General features: G+C 71.9%; 15 protein-coding genes and 1 tRNA gene. 7 read left to right on the forward strand and 9 right to left on the reverse strand.

Features of this window, described 5'->3' with window-relative positions; all coding sequences use genetic code 11:
• Positions 1 to 62: 62 nt before the first annotated feature.
• Both JEK78_RS09580 and nth read right to left on the reverse strand, forming a co-directional pair.
• Positions 63 to 839, reverse strand: coding sequence for a CoA pyrophosphatase (locus JEK78_RS09580; protein WP_200263668.1), 777 nt, complete (start codon positions 837 to 839; stop codon positions 63 to 65).
• 52 nt (positions 840 to 891) lie between these two features.
• Entirely contained in the window at positions 892 to 1,980 is a 1,089-nt protein-coding gene (gene nth / locus JEK78_RS09585) for an endonuclease III (protein WP_200263669.1), read from the reverse strand.
• A gap of 385 nt (positions 1,981 to 2,365) precedes the next feature.
• On the opposite strand from nth, the gene JEK78_RS09590 reads away from it, so the two are divergent.
• A complete protein-coding gene (locus JEK78_RS09590; RefSeq protein ID WP_200263670.1) occupies positions 2,366 to 3,040 on the forward strand; it encodes a Crp/Fnr family transcriptional regulator in 675 nt (224 codons plus the stop codon).
• A gap of 248 nt (positions 3,041 to 3,288) precedes the next feature.
• Here the strand turns inward: JEK78_RS09590 and JEK78_RS09595 are convergent, their stop codons facing one another.
• The 4 genes from JEK78_RS09595 to JEK78_RS09610 form a co-directional block, all read right to left on the reverse strand.
• Positions 3,289 to 4,119, reverse strand: a complete 831-nt coding sequence (locus tag JEK78_RS09595; RefSeq protein WP_200263671.1) for an MBL fold metallo-hydrolase — start codon at positions 4,117 to 4,119, stop codon at positions 3,289 to 3,291.
• Positions 4,116 to 5,012, reverse strand: coding sequence for an NUDIX hydrolase (locus tag JEK78_RS09600; protein ID WP_200263672.1), 897 nt, complete (start codon positions 5,010 to 5,012; stop codon positions 4,116 to 4,118). Before JEK78_RS09600 ends, JEK78_RS09595 begins: the two co-directional genes overlap by 4 nt.
• A 113-nt stretch (positions 5,013 to 5,125) precedes the next feature.
• Positions 5,126 to 5,593, reverse strand: coding sequence for a RidA family protein (locus JEK78_RS09605; RefSeq protein WP_200263673.1), 468 nt, complete (start codon positions 5,591 to 5,593; stop codon positions 5,126 to 5,128).
• Entirely contained in the window at positions 5,590 to 5,763 is a 174-nt protein-coding gene (locus JEK78_RS09610) for a DUF4177 domain-containing protein (protein WP_200263674.1), read from the reverse strand. Before JEK78_RS09610 ends, JEK78_RS09605 begins: the two co-directional genes overlap by 4 nt.
• 232 nt (positions 5,764 to 5,995) lie before the next feature.
• Here JEK78_RS09610 and JEK78_RS09615 point away from each other — a divergent pair, with 232 nt between their 5' ends.
• Together JEK78_RS09615 and JEK78_RS09620 are read left to right on the forward strand one after the other, a co-directional pair.
• Positions 5,996 to 6,973: an ArsA-related P-loop ATPase gene (locus tag JEK78_RS09615; protein ID WP_200263675.1), complete on the forward strand. Its 978-nt coding sequence runs from the start codon at positions 5,996 to 5,998 to the stop codon at positions 6,971 to 6,973.
• A gap of 68 nt (positions 6,974 to 7,041) precedes the next feature.
• On the forward strand, positions 7,042 to 8,406 hold the full coding sequence (locus JEK78_RS09620; protein ID WP_242483385.1) for an ArsA family ATPase: 1,365 nt from the start codon (positions 7,042 to 7,044) through the stop codon (positions 8,404 to 8,406).
• Between the two features lie 5 nt (positions 8,407 to 8,411).
• Here JEK78_RS09620 and JEK78_RS09625 read toward each other — a convergent pair whose 3' ends face one another.
• Positions 8,412 to 8,750: a WhiB family transcriptional regulator gene (locus JEK78_RS09625; protein WP_200264075.1), complete on the reverse strand. Its 339-nt coding sequence runs from the start codon at positions 8,748 to 8,750 to the stop codon at positions 8,412 to 8,414.
• A gap of 460 nt (positions 8,751 to 9,210) precedes the next feature.
• On the opposite strand from JEK78_RS09625, the gene JEK78_RS09630 reads away from it, so the two are divergent.
• On the forward strand, positions 9,211 to 11,631 hold the full coding sequence (locus JEK78_RS09630; RefSeq protein ID WP_200263677.1) for a transglycosylase domain-containing protein: 2,421 nt from the start codon (positions 9,211 to 9,213) through the stop codon (positions 11,629 to 11,631).
• Between the two features lie 77 nt (positions 11,632 to 11,708).
• Here the strand turns inward: JEK78_RS09630 and JEK78_RS09635 are convergent, their stop codons facing one another.
• Complete coding sequence (locus tag JEK78_RS09635) at positions 11,709 to 12,173, reverse strand: GatB/YqeY domain-containing protein (RefSeq protein ID WP_200263678.1); 465 nt, start codon at positions 12,171 to 12,173, stop codon at positions 11,709 to 11,711.
• A gap of 163 nt (positions 12,174 to 12,336) precedes the next feature.
• On the opposite strand from JEK78_RS09635, the gene JEK78_RS09640 reads away from it, so the two are divergent.
• The 3 genes from JEK78_RS09640 (at position 12,337) to JEK78_RS23290 (ending at position 13,983) form a co-directional block, all read left to right on the forward strand.
• The gene (locus tag JEK78_RS09640) at positions 12,337 to 13,266 is read left to right on the forward strand and encodes a metallophosphoesterase (protein WP_200263679.1); all 930 of its coding nucleotides are present in this window, start codon (positions 12,337 to 12,339) and stop codon (positions 13,264 to 13,266) included.
• A gap of 132 nt (positions 13,267 to 13,398) precedes the next feature.
• Positions 13,399 to 13,472, forward strand: a tRNA-Pro gene (locus JEK78_RS09645).
• 334 nt (positions 13,473 to 13,806) lie between these two features.
• Positions 13,807 to 13,983 (forward strand): hypothetical protein, encoded by a 177-nt coding sequence (locus JEK78_RS23290; RefSeq protein WP_242483325.1) that lies wholly within the window; start codon positions 13,807 to 13,809, stop codon positions 13,981 to 13,983.
• 115 nt (positions 13,984 to 14,098) lie between these two features.
• On the opposite strand, the gene JEK78_RS09655 is transcribed toward JEK78_RS23290, so the two are convergent.
• Positions 14,099 to 14,704, reverse strand: a complete 606-nt coding sequence (locus JEK78_RS09655; protein ID WP_200263680.1) for a GDSL-type esterase/lipase family protein — start codon at positions 14,702 to 14,704, stop codon at positions 14,099 to 14,101.
• Between the last annotated feature and the right edge of the window lie 127 nt (positions 14,705 to 14,831).

A 14,831-nucleotide genomic window follows, 5' to 3' on the forward strand; every position in this document is an offset into this window, starting at 1 on the left:
TCCGCCCGGCCGCCCGCGGCCCGGGAGCCGGCCCCGACGGGCACGGCACGCCGCCTACCTTGTCACGAGCGCCAGTCCAGAGGGACCCTTCTGCCGCGGTCCCAGGGTCGCTCCCAGCCCGCGAAGTGCAGCAGTCGGTCGATGATCCCGGCGGTGAACCCCCATACCAGGGTGGACTCGACCAGGAAGGCCGGACCCCGGTGGCCGCTGGGGTGCACCGTGGTCGCCCGGTTGGCCGGATCCGTCAGATCGGCGACGGGGACCGTGAAGACGCGGGCGGTCTCGTTGGGATCGACCACGCGGACCGGGCTGGGCTCGCGCCACCAGCCCAGCACCGGGGTCACCACGAAGTCGCTGACCGGGATGTAGAGCCTGGGCAGCGCGCCGAAGAGCTGCACCCCGGCCGGGTCGAGTCCGGTCTCCTCCCACGCCTCGCGCAGCGCGGCGCGCAGGGGACCGTCACCTCGCGGATCGCCGTCCTGCGGGTCCAGGGCTCCTCCGGGGAACGAGGGCTGTCCGGCGTGGGAGCGCAGGGACCCGGCACGCTCCATGAGCAGCAGTTCGGGACGGGGCGCGGGCCGCGGGTCGGCCTCGGGCCCGGCGCCGACCGTGGTACTCCGCGCGCCCTCCCGACCCGCCTCGCCTCGCGCGGCGGAGACGTCCGCCGCGCCGAAGAGGACGAGGACCGCCGAAGGACGGCCCAGGCCGTCGGCGGGCGGCAGGAAGCGGCTCAACTGGTCGGGTCGCACCGTCTCCGCCGCCCGTGCCACCGGCTCGAGCCAACCGGGCAGGCCCACCTTGTCCAGCGCGACCCCGTCGACATCGCCCGCGCGCGTCATCGCCGCCCCCTCTCCGCCGTGCCCGAGGCCCGCCCCCCGCACGTCGTCTCCGTCATGCCGATCCGAGCGGAGGCGCGGGCCGGCCTCCGGCGTCCAGGTAGGACCGCGGCGGCCTCAGTCGCTGGCCTGGGAGACCGCCCTTTTCGTACTTCAACAGCCTCTCGGCCTTCTCCGGGTCCGTCTCGCCCTCTCCGTAGGAAGGGCAGAGCCGCGCGATGGGACACGCGCCGCAGGCGGGCTTGCGCGCGTGGCAGATCCGACGGCCGTGCCAGATCACGTGGTGCGAGAGGTCCGTCCAGTCGGATCGGGGGAACAGGTCGCCGACAGCCGCCTCGATCCTGTCCGGATCGGTCTCGTCCGTCCACTTCCAGCGGCGGACGAGCCGCTGGAAGTGGGTGTCCACGGTGATTCCGGGACGCCCGAAGGCGTTGCCCAGGACGACGAAGGCGGTCTTGCGGCCGACGCCGGGCAGCCTGACCAGGTCCTCCAGACGACCGGGCACCTCTCCCCCGAACTCCTCCGCCAGAACCCGGGAGAGCCCGATGACCGACCGGGTCTTGGCTCGGAAGAAACCACAGGGACGCAGGATCTCCTCGACCCTCTCCGGGTCGGCCGCCGCGAGGTCCTCGGGGGTCGGATAGGCGGCGAAGAGCGCCGGGGTGGTCTGGTTGACGCGCAGGTCGGTGGTCTGCGCGGACAGCACCGTGGCGACCAGCAGCTGGAAGGGCGAGTCGAAGTCGAGCTCCGGGTGCGCGTACGGGTAGACCTCGGCGAGTTCCCGGCCGATCCGCCGGGCACGCCGGACCAGGGCGATGCGGGACTCCGGGCGCGCGGCCCCCGCCGGTGCCTCGCGGGCGGCCCGGGCGCGCGGCTCGGCACCGGAACCACGCGGGGCCGAGGACGACGCCTTCCGGGCCGACCTCCCCCGCGCACCGGGCGCGGCCGGACCGGCTGATCCGACGGCCTTCGAGACCCTCCCCGCCTTCGCGGCGCCGCCGCTCTCGACGCCGCCGCCCGCGTCCTCGCCGTCCGCCGAAGATCCCTCGGCCCGCTGCGCCTTCGCGGAGGCGGTGCCCCGCCCGGGGCCTCCCTCCGTGCGCGACCTCTCTCGCCCGCGAACCGCGGGGCGACCGTCGGCCACGGCAGGGCGTCCGGCACCGCCCGCCGTCCGGCGTGTCACCTTTTCGGCCGTGCCGCGCCCCTCGTTCCGTTCCGGGCGCTTCCTCCCGCCGCCGGGACCCTGTTCGCCCACGGCGGAATCACGGTGCTCACTCACCCGTCCAGCCCTCTCGGCCCGTGCTCTCACCGGCTTTTCCGACACTCGACCAGCCTACGGCTCGCCCGCCGACTCCGCCCCGGACCGGGACGATCCGCGCCCGATCGGCCCCCTGCCTCGTACCCATGGGCGAGCGTGCGGCATCCTTGTGACAGATCACACTGTTTGGACCGTCCGGCAGAATGGGCAGCACGGTGCCCTGGTAGACGGGGGAACAAGATCCCCCGAGCAGGTCGACAAGGAGAGACTCGTGGACGACGTTCTGCGGCGCAACCCGCTCTTCGCGGCGCTCGACGACGAGCAGGCCGCGGAGCTCCGCGCCTCCATGGGCGAGGTCACGCTCGCCCGCGGCGACTCGCTGTTTCACGAGGGGGACCCGGGCGACCGCCTCTACGTGGTTACCGAGGGCAAGGTCAAACTGCACCGCACCTCCCCCGATGGCCGCGAGAACATGCTGGCCGTGGTCGGCCCCGGGGAACTGATCGGGGAGCTGTCGCTGTTCGACCCGGGCCCGCGTACCGCCACGGCCACCGCCCTGACCGAGGTCAAGCTGCTCGGGCTCGGGCACGGCGACCTCCAGCCGTGGCTCAACGCCCGACCCGAGGTGGCGACCGCACTCCTGCGCGCGGTCGCGCGGCGCCTGCGCAAGACCAACGACGCCATGTCCGACCTGGTCTTCTCGGATGTCCCGGGCCGTGTGGCCCGCGCGCTGCTGGACCTGTCCAGGCGGTTCGGCGTGCAATCCGAGGAAGGCATCCACGTGGTGCACGACCTCACCCAGGAGGAACTGGCGCAGCTCGTCGGGGCCTCCCGCGAGACGGTCAACAAGGCCTTGGCCGACTTCGCCCAGCGGGGCTGGCTCCGGCTGGAGGCGCGGGCCGTCATCCTGATGGACGTGGAACGACTGGCGAAGCGCTCACGCTGACCTCGCGCCGGCCCTGGCCCCCACCCGACTCGCCCGCACCCGCTACTCGCCGGCCGCACGTCTCGTCCCCGGTCGAGGCCGGGCCACACACCGGCTCCGCCGAAGGCTCGACCCGACGCGCCTCGCCGCCGAGCGGTCCGGCAGCCGACGTGTCCGTCGGGGCTCGCTTCTCCCGCCCTGTCCGGCGCGGCGACCCACGAGCGAGCGTGTGCGCCGGTCACGAGAGCCGTCGCGGTGCAGGTACTGGTCTAGACCAGTCCGTGCTCTCTGAGGTACTCCAGCTGGGCCCGGACCGACAACTCCGCCGCGGGCCACAGGGAACGGTCGACGTCGGCGTAGACCCGTGCGACGACCTCTCCGGGGTCGTGAAGGCCCTCTTCCACGGCCGTCTCCACCTGTGCCAGCCGACCGGCCCGGTGGGCCAGGTAGTACTCCAGGGCACCCCGAGCGTCCTCCAGCACGGGGCCGTGTCCCGGAAGCACCGTCTCCACGCCGTCGTCGACGGTGAGCGACCGCAGCCGCCGCAGGGAGTCGAGATAGTCGCCGAGCCGGCCGTCCGGGTGCGCGACCACGGTCGTCCCCCGTCCCAGCACCGTGTCACCGGTCAGCACGGCGCGGTCGGCGGGGATGTGGAAGGAGAGGGAGTCGGCGGTGTGACCCGGCGTGGGCACGACTCGCAGCTCCAGTCCGCCGACCCGGATCCCCTCGCCCGCGACGAGACCCTCCTCGCCGAGCCGGAGCGCCGGGTCCAGCGCCCGGACGGGGCTGCGGGTCATCTCGGCGAAGCGTGCGGCGCCCTCCGCGTGATCCGGATGGCCGTGCGTCAACAGGGTGAGGACGACGCGTTTGCCCGCCCGCTCCGCCTCGCCGACCACGGCGCTCAGGTGGCCCTCGTCCAGCGGCCCCGGGTCCACCACCGCGGCACGGTCGGACCCGGGTTCGGAGAGGATCCAGGTGTTGGTGCCGTCCAGGGTCATCGGCGACGCGTTGGGGGCGAGCACGTTCACCGCGCGGTCGGTGGCCGGTCCGGACCGCGCCGCGCCCCTCGGCCTGCCCGGCGGGTCGGTCGCGTCCGTCATGTCGTGCCTTCCGGGCCCGGGCCGCTTGGATCCCCCGCCGGTGAGGCCGGACGCCGGTCGAACTCCTCGTGGCCCGGCCAGGTCAGGACGACCTCGTCGGCGACGAGGCCGGCCCGGGCCTGCACCGGCGCCAGGTCCCGACCCGCAGCGGCGGACAGGGCACCGGCCGCCGTGTCGTGTGCGGCGAGCGAGCGCAGGGTGGCGATGGTGGGGGGCATCATCAGAAGATCGCCCCGGTCGTAGCCGGCCGCCGCCTCGGTCGGACTCGTCCACACCGTCCGGTCGGCCTCGGAGGAGGTGTCGCGGGTGCGTTGGCCGGGGGGCAGGACGGCCACGAAGAACCACGTGTCGTAGCGTCGGGCCTCGAACTCGGGGGTGATCCAGCGGGCCCACGGTCCGAGGAGGTCGGAGCGGAGCAGCAGTCCGCGACGGTCCAGGAACTCCGCGAAGGACAGCTCGCGCGCGACGAGGGCGACCCGGTCCGCCTCCCAGTCGTCGCCGGTCGTGTCACCGACCACGGCGTCCGGTGCGGGACCCGCGAGCAGGACGCCCGCCTCCTCGTAGGTCTCCCGCACGGCGGCGCAGACGATCGCCTGCGCGCCCGCCTCGTCGACGCCCAGTCGATCGGCCCACCACCGGCGGGGTGGACCGGCCCAGCCGATGGCCCGGTCGTCGTCACGCGGGTCCACACCTCCGCCGGGATAGGCGTAGGCGCCCCCGGCGAAGGCCATGGAGGCGCGGCGCCGCAGCAGGTGGACCAGGGGCCCGCCCGCACCGTCCCGAAGCAACATGACCGTGGCGGCGCGCCGGGGCTCCACCGGGCGGATGTCGCCCGCGGCGAGCGCGCGGACGCGTTCGGGCCACTCGGTCGCGTACCACTGCCCATTCGCCATGGGCGGAGGCTATCCGGTCGAAGCCCGGGGATCGAGTGGTCGTGGTGTCCCCTCGACGGAGAGGACACCACGACGGCCTCGACCGGCCGCCCCTGGCGGCGGGCCGAGGACGCTCAGTTCCCCGCCAGCTCCACCTGGATCTCGACTTCCACCGGCGCGTCCAGTGGCAGCACCGCCACGCCGACCGCGCTCCGGGCGTGGACGCCCTTGTCCCCCAGCACCTCGCCGAGGAACTCGCTGGCTCCGTCGACCACGCCGGGCTGCCCGGTGAAATCGGCGGCGGACGCCACGAAACCGACGACCTTGACCACCCGTGCGATCCGGTCGAGGTCGCCGGCGACGGATTTGACGGCCGCCAGGGCGTTCAAGGCGCAAGTCCGGGCCAGCGCCTTGGCCTCCTCGGCCGTGACCTCACCGCCGACCTTCCCGGTGACCTCCAGCTTCCCCCGCACCATCGGCAACTGCCCCGAGGTGTGGACGTACGAGCCGGAGCGCACGGCGGGCTGGTAGACGGCGAGCGGCGGGACGACCTCGGGCAGGGTCACACCGAGCTCGGCCAGCCTGGCCTCGACCGCGCTCACGCCTGCCGCTCGCGCTTCAGGTAGGCCACCAACTGCTCCGGGTTCGGCCCGGGCACGACCTGGACGAGCTCCCAGCCGTCCTGACCCCAGTTGTCCAGGATTTGCTTGGTCGCGTGGACGAGGAGAGGCACGGTGGCGTACTCCCATGTGCGGTGGCTCGGTGTGGCCATGATCAGTCCCGAGGTAGTGACCGGTACGACTTGCACCCAGCAGCATACGGACGACGGCCAGCGGCCGACGCGGCGGAGCCGAAGCGGCAGCGCGGCCTCGCCGTTCCTCCCGGCGTACGCGGCGCGCGCGCCGGGAGGAACGGGCCGGACGGCCGCCTCCGGGGGCAGCCGTCCGGCCCCATCGTCCACAGCCTCCCGGGTGGGACGGGGCGGGACTGGATACGCTCGGGGTGTGAGCAGGCTCCAGGTCGTCAGCGGCAAGGGCGGAACCGGCAAGACCACGGTTGCCGCCGCACTGGCGCTGGCCCTGGCCACGGCGGGCAAGCGGACGCTCCTCGTCGAGGTCGAGGGTCGGCAGGGCATCGCCCAGCTCTTCGAGACGGAGGCGCTGCCCTACGAGGAGCGCAAGATCGCCGTGGCTCCGGGAGGCGGGGAGGTGTACGCCCTGGCCATCGACGCCGAGCGCGCCCTGCTGGACTACCTCCAGATGTTCTACAAGCTGGGCGGCGCGGGGCGGGCCCTGCGCAAGCTCGGCGCCATCGACTTCGCCACCACCATCGCGCCCGGGGTTCGGGACGTGCTCCTGACCGGGAAGGCCTGCGAGGCGGTCCGCAGGAAGCGGGCGGACGGGAGCCCGGTCTACGACCATGTCGTGATGGACGCCCCGCCCACGGGACGCATCGCCCGCTTCCTCAACGTCAACGACGAGGTCGCCGGGCTCGCCAGGGTGGGCCCGATACACCATCAGGCGCGATCGGTGATGAAGGTGCTGAAGTCTTCCGACACCGCCGTGCACCTGGTGACGCTGCTGGAGGAGATGCCGGTCCAGGAGACGGTGGACGGCGTCGGCGAGCTCCGCTCGGCGGGACTGCCCGTCGGGCGCGTCGTGGTGAACATGGCCCGATCCGAGATCCTCGACCTCGAGGATTCGACCGCCGCGCGAGCCCTGTCCCGTCCGGTCCTCGCCCGCGCGCTCTCGGACGCGGGGCTCGGCGGGGCGCGCCGGGGAGGGCGCGCGGAGCGACTGGTGGACCCACTGCTGGCGCAGGTCGCGGAGCACGCCGAACGGCACGCGTTGGAGCGGGAACAACGGATCTCCCTCCAGGGGCTGGGCCTACCGACCCACGAGTTGCCCCTGCTCGCCGAGGGCGTGGACCTCGCGGGCCTGTACGAGCTGGCCACCGAGCTGCGGAAGCAGGGGATCGCGTGAGCGGGGAAGCCGCGGAGCGGGAGCGGGCGGACGAGGCGGGCCCGGGGGAAGACGCCCTTCCCCCGGTCGTGGCGCCCGGTCTGGAGGTGGACCCCCTCCTGGACGACCCGGGGACGCGTATCGTCGTGTGCTGCGGCGCCGGCGGGGTCGGCAAGACGACGACCGCGGCGGCGTTGGGGCTGCGCGCGGCCGAGCGGGGCCGCAAGGTCGTCGTGCTGACCATCGACCCGGCGCGGCGCCTCGCCCAGTCGATGGGCATCGACGCGCTGGACAACACCCCCCGCCGGGTTAAGGGCGTCGACGAGGCCTCGGGCGGCGAACTGCACGCCATGATGCTCGACATGAAGCGCACCTTCGACGAGATCGTCGAGGCGCACGCCGATCCCGAGCGGGCGGCGGCGATCCTGGGGAACCCCTTCTACCAGTCCCTCTCCGCGGGCTTCGCCGGCACGCAGGAGTACATGGCCATGGAGAAGCTGGGCCAGTTGCGCGCCGAGGACGAGTGGGATTTGATCGTCGTCGACACCCCTCCCTCCCGCTCGGCCCTCGACTTCCTCGACGCACCCAAACGCCTGGGGTCCTTCCTCGACGGCAGGCTCATCCGGGTCCTCCTCGCCCCCGCCAAGGTGGGCGGGCGCGCCGGGGTGAAGTTCCTCAACGTCGGCATGTCGATGATGACGGGGGTCCTCGGCAAGGTCCTCGGCGGCCAGTTCCTGAAGGACGTGCAGACCTTCGTCGCCGCGATGGACTCGATGTTCGGAGGGTTCCGGACCCGCGCCGACGCGACGTACCGGCTGCTCCAAGCGCCGGGCACCGCTTTCCTGGTGGTCGCCGCCCCGGAGCGGGACGCCCTGCGGGAGGCCGCCTACTTCGTCGAGCGACTGGCGGCCGAGAACATGCCCCTGGCCGGGCTGGTACTGAACCGCGTCCACGGCAGCGGCGCGGCCTGGCTGTCCGCCGAGCGGGCGCTGGCCGCCGCCGAGAATCTCGAGGAATCAGGCATGGCGGAGGCGGATGGCGGGCAGGGTCGGGATCGCCACTCCCGGGCCCCGCAGGACGGTTCGGCACCCGCCCGGCCGGAGGGCTCACTCCCCCCGCGCACCCCGGCCGCCACCCACGACGGCTGCGAGGCGACGGACGGTGCCCACGGTGAGTCGGTCACGGAGGGGTCCGAGGGCCGGCGCGGGCCCGTCGACGCGTCGAGGGGCCCGTCCCACCTGCTCGCCGCCGGGCTGCTGCGCATACACGCCGACCGGATGCACCTGCTCGCGCGCGAGCGGCGCACCCGAGACCGGTTCACGGCTCTCCACCCCGAGGTGGCGGTGGCCGAAGTGGCCGCCCTCCCGGGCGACGTACACGACCTCGCCGGGCTGCGGGACATCGGCGACCGCCTCGGGGCGGGGCATGCCGAGCTGCCCCAGGCGCGCGAGTAGGACGCTCAGCCGACGGCCGCGTAGCCCTCGAACACCTCGTCCTCCTCCAACGGCCCCACCCCGGTGCCGCGCTCGTACTCCGTCCGCGCCGTCTCCAACAGCCGGCGCCAGGACGTCACCGTCGGCCGCCTGCGCAGCAGCGCGCGGCGCTCGCGTTCCGTCATGCCTCCCCACACGCCGAACTCGACGCGGTTGTCCAGCGCGTCGGCCAGGCACTCGGTCCGCACCGGGCACCCGGTGCACACCGCCTTGGCCCTGTTCTGCGCTGCTCCCTGAACGAACAGTTCATCCGGATCGGTAGTGCGACAGGCGGCCTGCGCACTCCAGTCGGTCACCCAGCCCATACCGGCGCCGTCCTCTCCCGAATCGAGGCTCCCCCACGGCGGCAGCGGCATATTCACCGCCACCAGCTGAGGACGTTACGGAAGGCGGACACGCCGCAACACCCCCGCTGGGCCCAATCTCGAATGGCCCGAACGGACTATGGGTAAGCGGCAGATCACCCGCAGGAGTGAGCTGGCGACATTCACGACGACCCTGACATTCGGATCGTCTCTCCCGTCTCACCGGGGACACGGCGCGACACACAGGACTTATCCGACGCGCGTTCGAGGGGACGGCGACACGCGCCCGCGCACACTCACGCACTCCGAACGCACGGCGCGCGAAAAAAACTTGAGCAGATCCGGAACGATTCGAGCCTGGGGAACGTATTGATACGTGACCTCACCGCTGTGACAGTCGAGCACAGCTTAGGCCAAGGCATACCCGCATGTCCGGCGAACGAGAACGTAGGCTGCCCTCATGCCAAAGAAGCGTTCGGGCGGTGGTCCGTCCCCCGCACAACAGGCCGCCAGGTTCGTCGGTGTCAGTGTGCTGGCCGGAGCCGTCCTCGCGGGCATCGCCCTTCCCGCCGTGGGCGCGCTCGGCCTGGCGGCGAAGGGCTCGGTGGAGAGCTTCGACGAGCTGCCCGCCAATCTGAAGACGCCCCCGCTGAGCCAGCGCACCACCATCCTGGACGTGGAGGGCGACCTGATCGCCTCCGTGTACTCGCGCGACCGCACGGTGGTCGAGCTCCAGGACATCTCCCCCTACATGCAGAAGGCGATCGTCGCCATCGAGGACTCGCGCTTCTACGAACACGGCGCGATCGACCTTAAGGGCGTGTTGCGCGCGCTGAACAAGAACGCGCGCAGCGGCGGTGTCTCCGAGGGCGCTTCCACGCTCACCCAGCAGTACGTGAAGAACGTCTTCGTCGAGGAGGCGGGCGACGATCCGACCAAGGTCGCCGAGGCCACCCAGCAGACGCTCGGCCGCAAGATCCGCGAGCTGAAGTTCGCCATCCAGGTCGAGGAGGAGTTGGGCAAGAAGAAGATCCTCGAGAACTACTTGAACATCACCTTCTTCGGCCAGCAGGCCTATGGCGTGGAGGCCGCCGCGCAGCGCTACTTCTCCAAATCCGCCAAGGACCTCGAACTGCCGGAGGCCGCGCTCCTGGCCGGCATCGTGCAGTCGCCGAGCCGCTACGACCCGGTCAACGACGAGGCCGAGGCCCGCAAGCGACGCGACGTGGTGCTCCAGCGCATGGCCGAGGTCGGCGAGATCACCCAGGCCGAGGCGGACCAGGCCAAGGAGACCCCGCTCGAACTGGACGTGAGCCGCCCCAAGAACGGCTGTATCACCGCCGTCCAGGGCGCGGGATTCTTCTGCGACTACGTACGCGAGGTGTTCCTGCACGACCCGGTCTTCGGCGACACCCCCCAGGACCGCGCGAAGGTCTGGAACCAGGGCGGTCTGACGATCCGCACCACTCTTGACCCGCAGGCGCAGGAATCCGTCCAGGACGCGCTCAAGGCCCACGTCGACAAGTCGGACTCGGTGGCCGCCGCGGCCACCCTGGTGGAACCCGGCACCGGCCGGGTCCTCGCCATGGGCCAGTCGAAGCCGTACGGCTACGGCCAGGACGAGACGGAGTACAACTTCTCCGTGGACGCGGACCACGGCGGATCGAACTTCGGCTTCCCGACCGGGTCCACCTTCAAGCCCTTCGTCGCCGCGGCGGCGCTGGAGCAGGGGCTGCCGCCCACCAAGCAGTACTCCTCGCCCTACGAGATGCCCTATCCCGACCCCGTGCAGACCTGCGGCGGCAAGCCCTGGATGAACACGGACGACGAGATCCTGCCCAACGAGGACGAGTCGGAGGTCGGCCCGTACCGCCTCGAAGAGGCGATGGCCTTGTCCGTCAACACCTACTTCGCCCAGATGGTGGCGGACATCGGGCTCTGCCCCGTGGTGAAGCTGACGGACGCCCTGCACATCGTGCAGGGCGACGGGAAGAAGCTCCCCGAGACACCCGCCGTCACCCTCGGCACCCAGGGCATCTCCCCGTTGCGGATGGCGAGCGCCTACGCCGCCTTCGCCGCTCGCGGCGAGTACTGCACGCCCATCGCCATCGACTCGATCACTCGGACCGTCGGCCACGAGCAGGAGTCGCTGGAGGTGCCGGAGACGACGTGCTCCCGGGCCATGAGCGAGAAGACGGCGGACACGGTGAACACGCTGCTGCAGGGCGTCGTCGACTCCGGAACCGGCCGGGCGGCCGGCCTCACGGACCGCGCCAACGCGGGCAAGACCGGGACCACCGACGAACGCAAGAACGCCTGGTTCGTCGGGTACACGCCCAACCTGTCCGGCGCCGTCTGGGTCGGCAGCGCCACCCAGAAGGTCGAGATGAAGAACATCACGATCGGTGGCGTGCATCATCCGCTGGTGTTCGGTGGCGGCGTGCCGGGGCCGATCTGGAAGGACGCCATGACCGGAGCGCTCGCCGGCAAGGACGCCCCCTCCTTCAACCTCGTCGACATCCCGAGCGGCAAGGCGCCCAAGGACCGCGCCGGACAGGGCGACGGCGAACGTCGGGATCGCGAGGAAGGCCGCAACGGCGACGACGGCGGCGGCTTCATCGGCGGCCTCTTCGACGGCGGGGGCGGGGACGACACGGGGACGGGCGTCATCGGCGGGGCCCTCGGCGGCGGGGACGGCGGGACCGTGGGAGGCGCCACCGGCGGCGCCGGGAGTGACGCCACGGGCGGCGGAGACGGTGGGGTCGGAGGCATCGGAGACGGAGGCGAGACGACGGGCGGTGTCGAACCCGAACCGGAACCCGCCTTCTCCGTTCCTGGCGGACTCTTCCAGGGCCCGGGGAACGGCCCGGGCGGACGCTGACCCCGCCTCCACCCCTCCAGGGGCACGGCGCACGAGCGCGCCGCTTCCCCGGCCCGGGCCGGGGAAGCGGTACTCGATCAGCCGGCCAGCAGCCGCTTCACCGCCGCCGCGACCCGTCCGCCCTCGGCCCGCCCGGCGATCCTCGGGTTCACGATCTTCATCACGGCGCCCATCGCGCGCGGCCCCTCGGCCCCTGCCGACCGGGCCTCCCGGACGGCCTCGGCGACGATCGCGTCGAGTTCCGCGTCGGACAGCGGCTGCGGCAGATAGGCGGCGAGCACCACGCCCTCCGCCTTCTCCCGCTCGGCCTGTTCGGGCCGCCCGCCCTGGGCGAAGGCGTCGGCGGCCTCACGCCTCTTCTTCGCCTCGCGCGCGATCACTGTGAGCACCTCGTCGTCGGAGAGCTCGCGCTTCTCCGTCCCCGAGACCTCCTCCTTCGTGATCGCGGTGAGCGTCAGCCGCAGCGTCGAGGAACGAAGCTCGTCGCGCTCCTTGATCGCCGCGTTGAGGTCTTCCCGCAACTTCGACTTGAGCATGGTCATGGAGAGATTGTCGCAGGTGTCCGAGGCGTCCCGGCGGGTTCGGTCCCGCCGGGACGCGGCCGTGCGCGCGACCGAACTACGCGACCACGCGCGGCGCTACGACCTGTCGGCACCACGCCGGCCGCCGGGGACCGAAGACGCCGCCGTCTGCCAGGATGGACACATGCGCGCGCGATACGGAGTGCCCTTGTCCCTCACGGCGGCGGGCGCCGCCGTTCTGGCCTACGGGGCGGGCTTCGAAGCCCGGTCCTTCCGCCTGCGACGGGTGACCGTGCCCATCCTGCCGGCCGGGTCCCGTCCCCTGCGGGTCCTGCAGGTCTCCGACATCCACATGGTGGGCGGCCAGCGCAAGAAACAGCGCTGGCTGCGCTCCCTGGCGGGCCTCCGCCCCGACTTCGTGGTCGACACAGGCGACAATCTCTCCGACCCGGAAGCGGTACCGGAGGTCCTGGACGCGCTCGGCCCCCTGATGGAGTTCCCCGGCGCGTACGTCTTCGGCTCCAACGACTACTACGGTCCCCGACTGCGCAACCCCGCCCGCTACCTGGTCGAGAAGGCCCGAGGCCGGCACGGCCTGAACGGAAACCCGCCCGCCGTGGACGTGATCCACAACCCGTGGGAGGAACTGCGGGACGGCTTCGAGGCCGCCGGTTGGCTCGACCTGACCAACGCTCGCGGCAACCTCAAGGTCGACGGCTCCACGATCGAGCTGACCGGCTTGGACGACCCCCACATCAGGCGGGACCAGTACGCGCGGGTGGCCGGAGGCCCGTCCACCGACGCCGACCTGTCGATCGGCGTCGTCCACGCCCCCTATCTCAGGGTCCTCGACGCCTACACCGGGGACGGCTACCCCCTCGTCCTCGCCGGCCACACCCACGGCGGACAACTACGCGTCCCCTTTCGCGGTGCGCTGGTCACCAACTGCGACCTGGACACGGGCCGCGCCCGCGGCCTGTCCACCCACACGACGCACGACCACACCTCCTACCTGCACGTCTCGGCGGGCTGCGGAACCAACCGCTACACGCCGGTGCGCTTCGCCTGCCCCCCCGAGGCGACCTTGCTGACCCTGGCGGAAACCACCGCGTAGACGAGCCTCCGCCCTCCGCGCCGACGCCTGAGCACCCACGCCGGCCCGGCCACGGCGCCGACCTCCAACGGATTTCGCCTCCGGCCGGCGGTGGGCTAGAGTAATCGACGTCGCCGCGAGGGCGGCGACACTCGGGGTGTGGCGCAGCTTGGTAGCGCGCTTCGTTCGGGACGAAGAGGTCGTGGGTTCAAATCCCGCCACCCCGACATTCGTAAGACCAGGTCAGGGGCATGATTCACTCAGTGGATCATGCCCCTGAGTGGTTTCCGGGGTCGCCTTGGGAGCCGTTTGGGAGCCGACCTCGGAATCCGGCTCCCGCTCGGCTCCCGGGAACAGGCCGGGGTCCCAGAAGCAGGGCGCGATGGACTGCGCCGGGATCCATACACGCCACAGGCTCTGAGCGACCGGCCTGACGCCGCCGGGCGGACGGGGGGCGGAGTGGATCATCTCTTCACTGTTTCGGGTCCGACGGCGACACCGGTCTCACCTACCGGGCTGGCTGCGGAAGGGCTGCTCGAACGGGAACACCTCCAGGAGTGGGTGATCGACAACCCGTGGATCCTCGGCGACTCGGTACCGGTCATCACCGCGGAGTTCGACCGGTGGGCCGGCATGGACGGGGTTCCGGCACGGGACCGGCTGGACGTCCTGGGACTGGACGCCACGGGCCGCCTCGTGGTGGTCGATCGAGCTGAAGCCGGGGACGGCCGACCGTGACGTCCGCCTTCAGGAAAACACTGAGATGGCCCTGTGGCAGCGGAAAGGCGCGCCCCGACCAGGTACGGGGGATTTCCCTGGCCGGGGCTGTCTGTGAAGCGGACACCGTGGCTTCTCAGAGGATGCTCAGGTCGACCTCCGAAGAGCTCGCCAGGTAGCCAGCGTCGCTCGGATGGAGACCGTCCTCAGAGAGGTAGCCGGGACGGGAGCGGTTGGGGGTGCTCGGATCGGACATCGCCCGTTCGGCGTCCACCACTTCGTCGTACTCGCCACTCGTGCGGATCCAGTGGTTCAGCCGCTGACGGACCTGGTCACCGGCGTCGTCGGTGAAGGGGAACACCGCTCCCAGGACGGGCAGGATGGTGACGCCGATGGCTTTGACGCCGTGGGCGTGGGCAACCCTGATGAGCTCGCGGTGGCCGGTGATGAGCTGTTCGACCGTCACGGGCCGGTGGTTCTTCAGGCACGTGTCGCCCTCAGCTGCCATGGCGATGTCGTTGGCGCCGAGGTGGATGAAGACGGTGCCGATGGCAGTGCGGTCGCGCAGCTCCCGTTCGAAGCGGGACGTGCCTCTCGGGCCGTAGCAGGGGGAGTCGTACAGCAGGCTGTTTCCGGAGAGGCTCGCGTTGACCATCCCCCGCGGACTGCGGGAGGCCACCAGGCGCTCCATGAGCTTGTCGGAGAACGAGAACGTCCAGCGCGGTGAGGTAGTACCAGGCATGGGTGGCGGACTCGGTGAAGTCCTCCACGGCGGTACTCCACACGTGGTCGCCCGGTGCGCGGTAGGACGTCGCTGTGGTGAAGCGGTGCATTGTGACGGGCCCGGTGGAGGTGTCGAAGCGCAGGCT

This window comes from Streptomyces sp. HSG2 (genome assembly GCF_016598575.1).
Taxonomy (GTDB): domain Bacteria; phylum Actinomycetota; class Actinomycetes; order Streptomycetales; family Streptomycetaceae; genus Streptomyces.

Excerpts from the sequence above, each read along its gene's own strand:
- JEK78_RS09580 (WP_200263668.1), bottom strand. The coding sequence starts at position 839 with ATGACGCGCGCGGGCGATGTCGACGGGGTCGCGCTGGACAAGGTGGGC.
- JEK78_RS09595 (WP_200263671.1), bottom strand. The coding sequence starts at position 4,119 with ATGACGGACGCGACCGACCCGCCGGGCAGGCCGAGGGGCGCGGCGCGG.
- JEK78_RS09600 (WP_200263672.1), bottom strand. The coding sequence starts at position 5,012 with ATGGCGAATGGGCAGTGGTACGCGACCGAGTGGCCCGAACGCGTCCGC.
- JEK78_RS09610 (WP_200263674.1), bottom strand. The coding sequence starts at position 5,763 with ATGGCCACACCGAGCCACCGCACATGGGAGTACGCCACCGTGCCTCTC.
- JEK78_RS09625 (WP_200264075.1), bottom strand. The coding sequence starts at position 8,750 with ATGGGCTGGGTGACCGACTGGAGTGCGCAGGCCGCCTGTCGCACTACC.
- JEK78_RS09630 (WP_200263677.1), top strand. The coding sequence starts at position 9,211 with ATGCCAAAGAAGCGTTCGGGCGGTGGTCCGTCCCCCGCACAACAGGCC.
- JEK78_RS09635 (WP_200263678.1), bottom strand. The coding sequence starts at position 12,173 with ATGACCATGCTCAAGTCGAAGTTGCGGGAAGACCTCAACGCGGCGATC.
- JEK78_RS09640 (WP_200263679.1), top strand. The coding sequence starts at position 12,337 with ATGCGCGCGCGATACGGAGTGCCCTTGTCCCTCACGGCGGCGGGCGCC.
- JEK78_RS09655 (WP_200263680.1), bottom strand. The coding sequence starts at position 14,704 with ATGCCTGGTACTACCTCACCGCGCTGGACGTTCTCGTTCTCCGACAAG.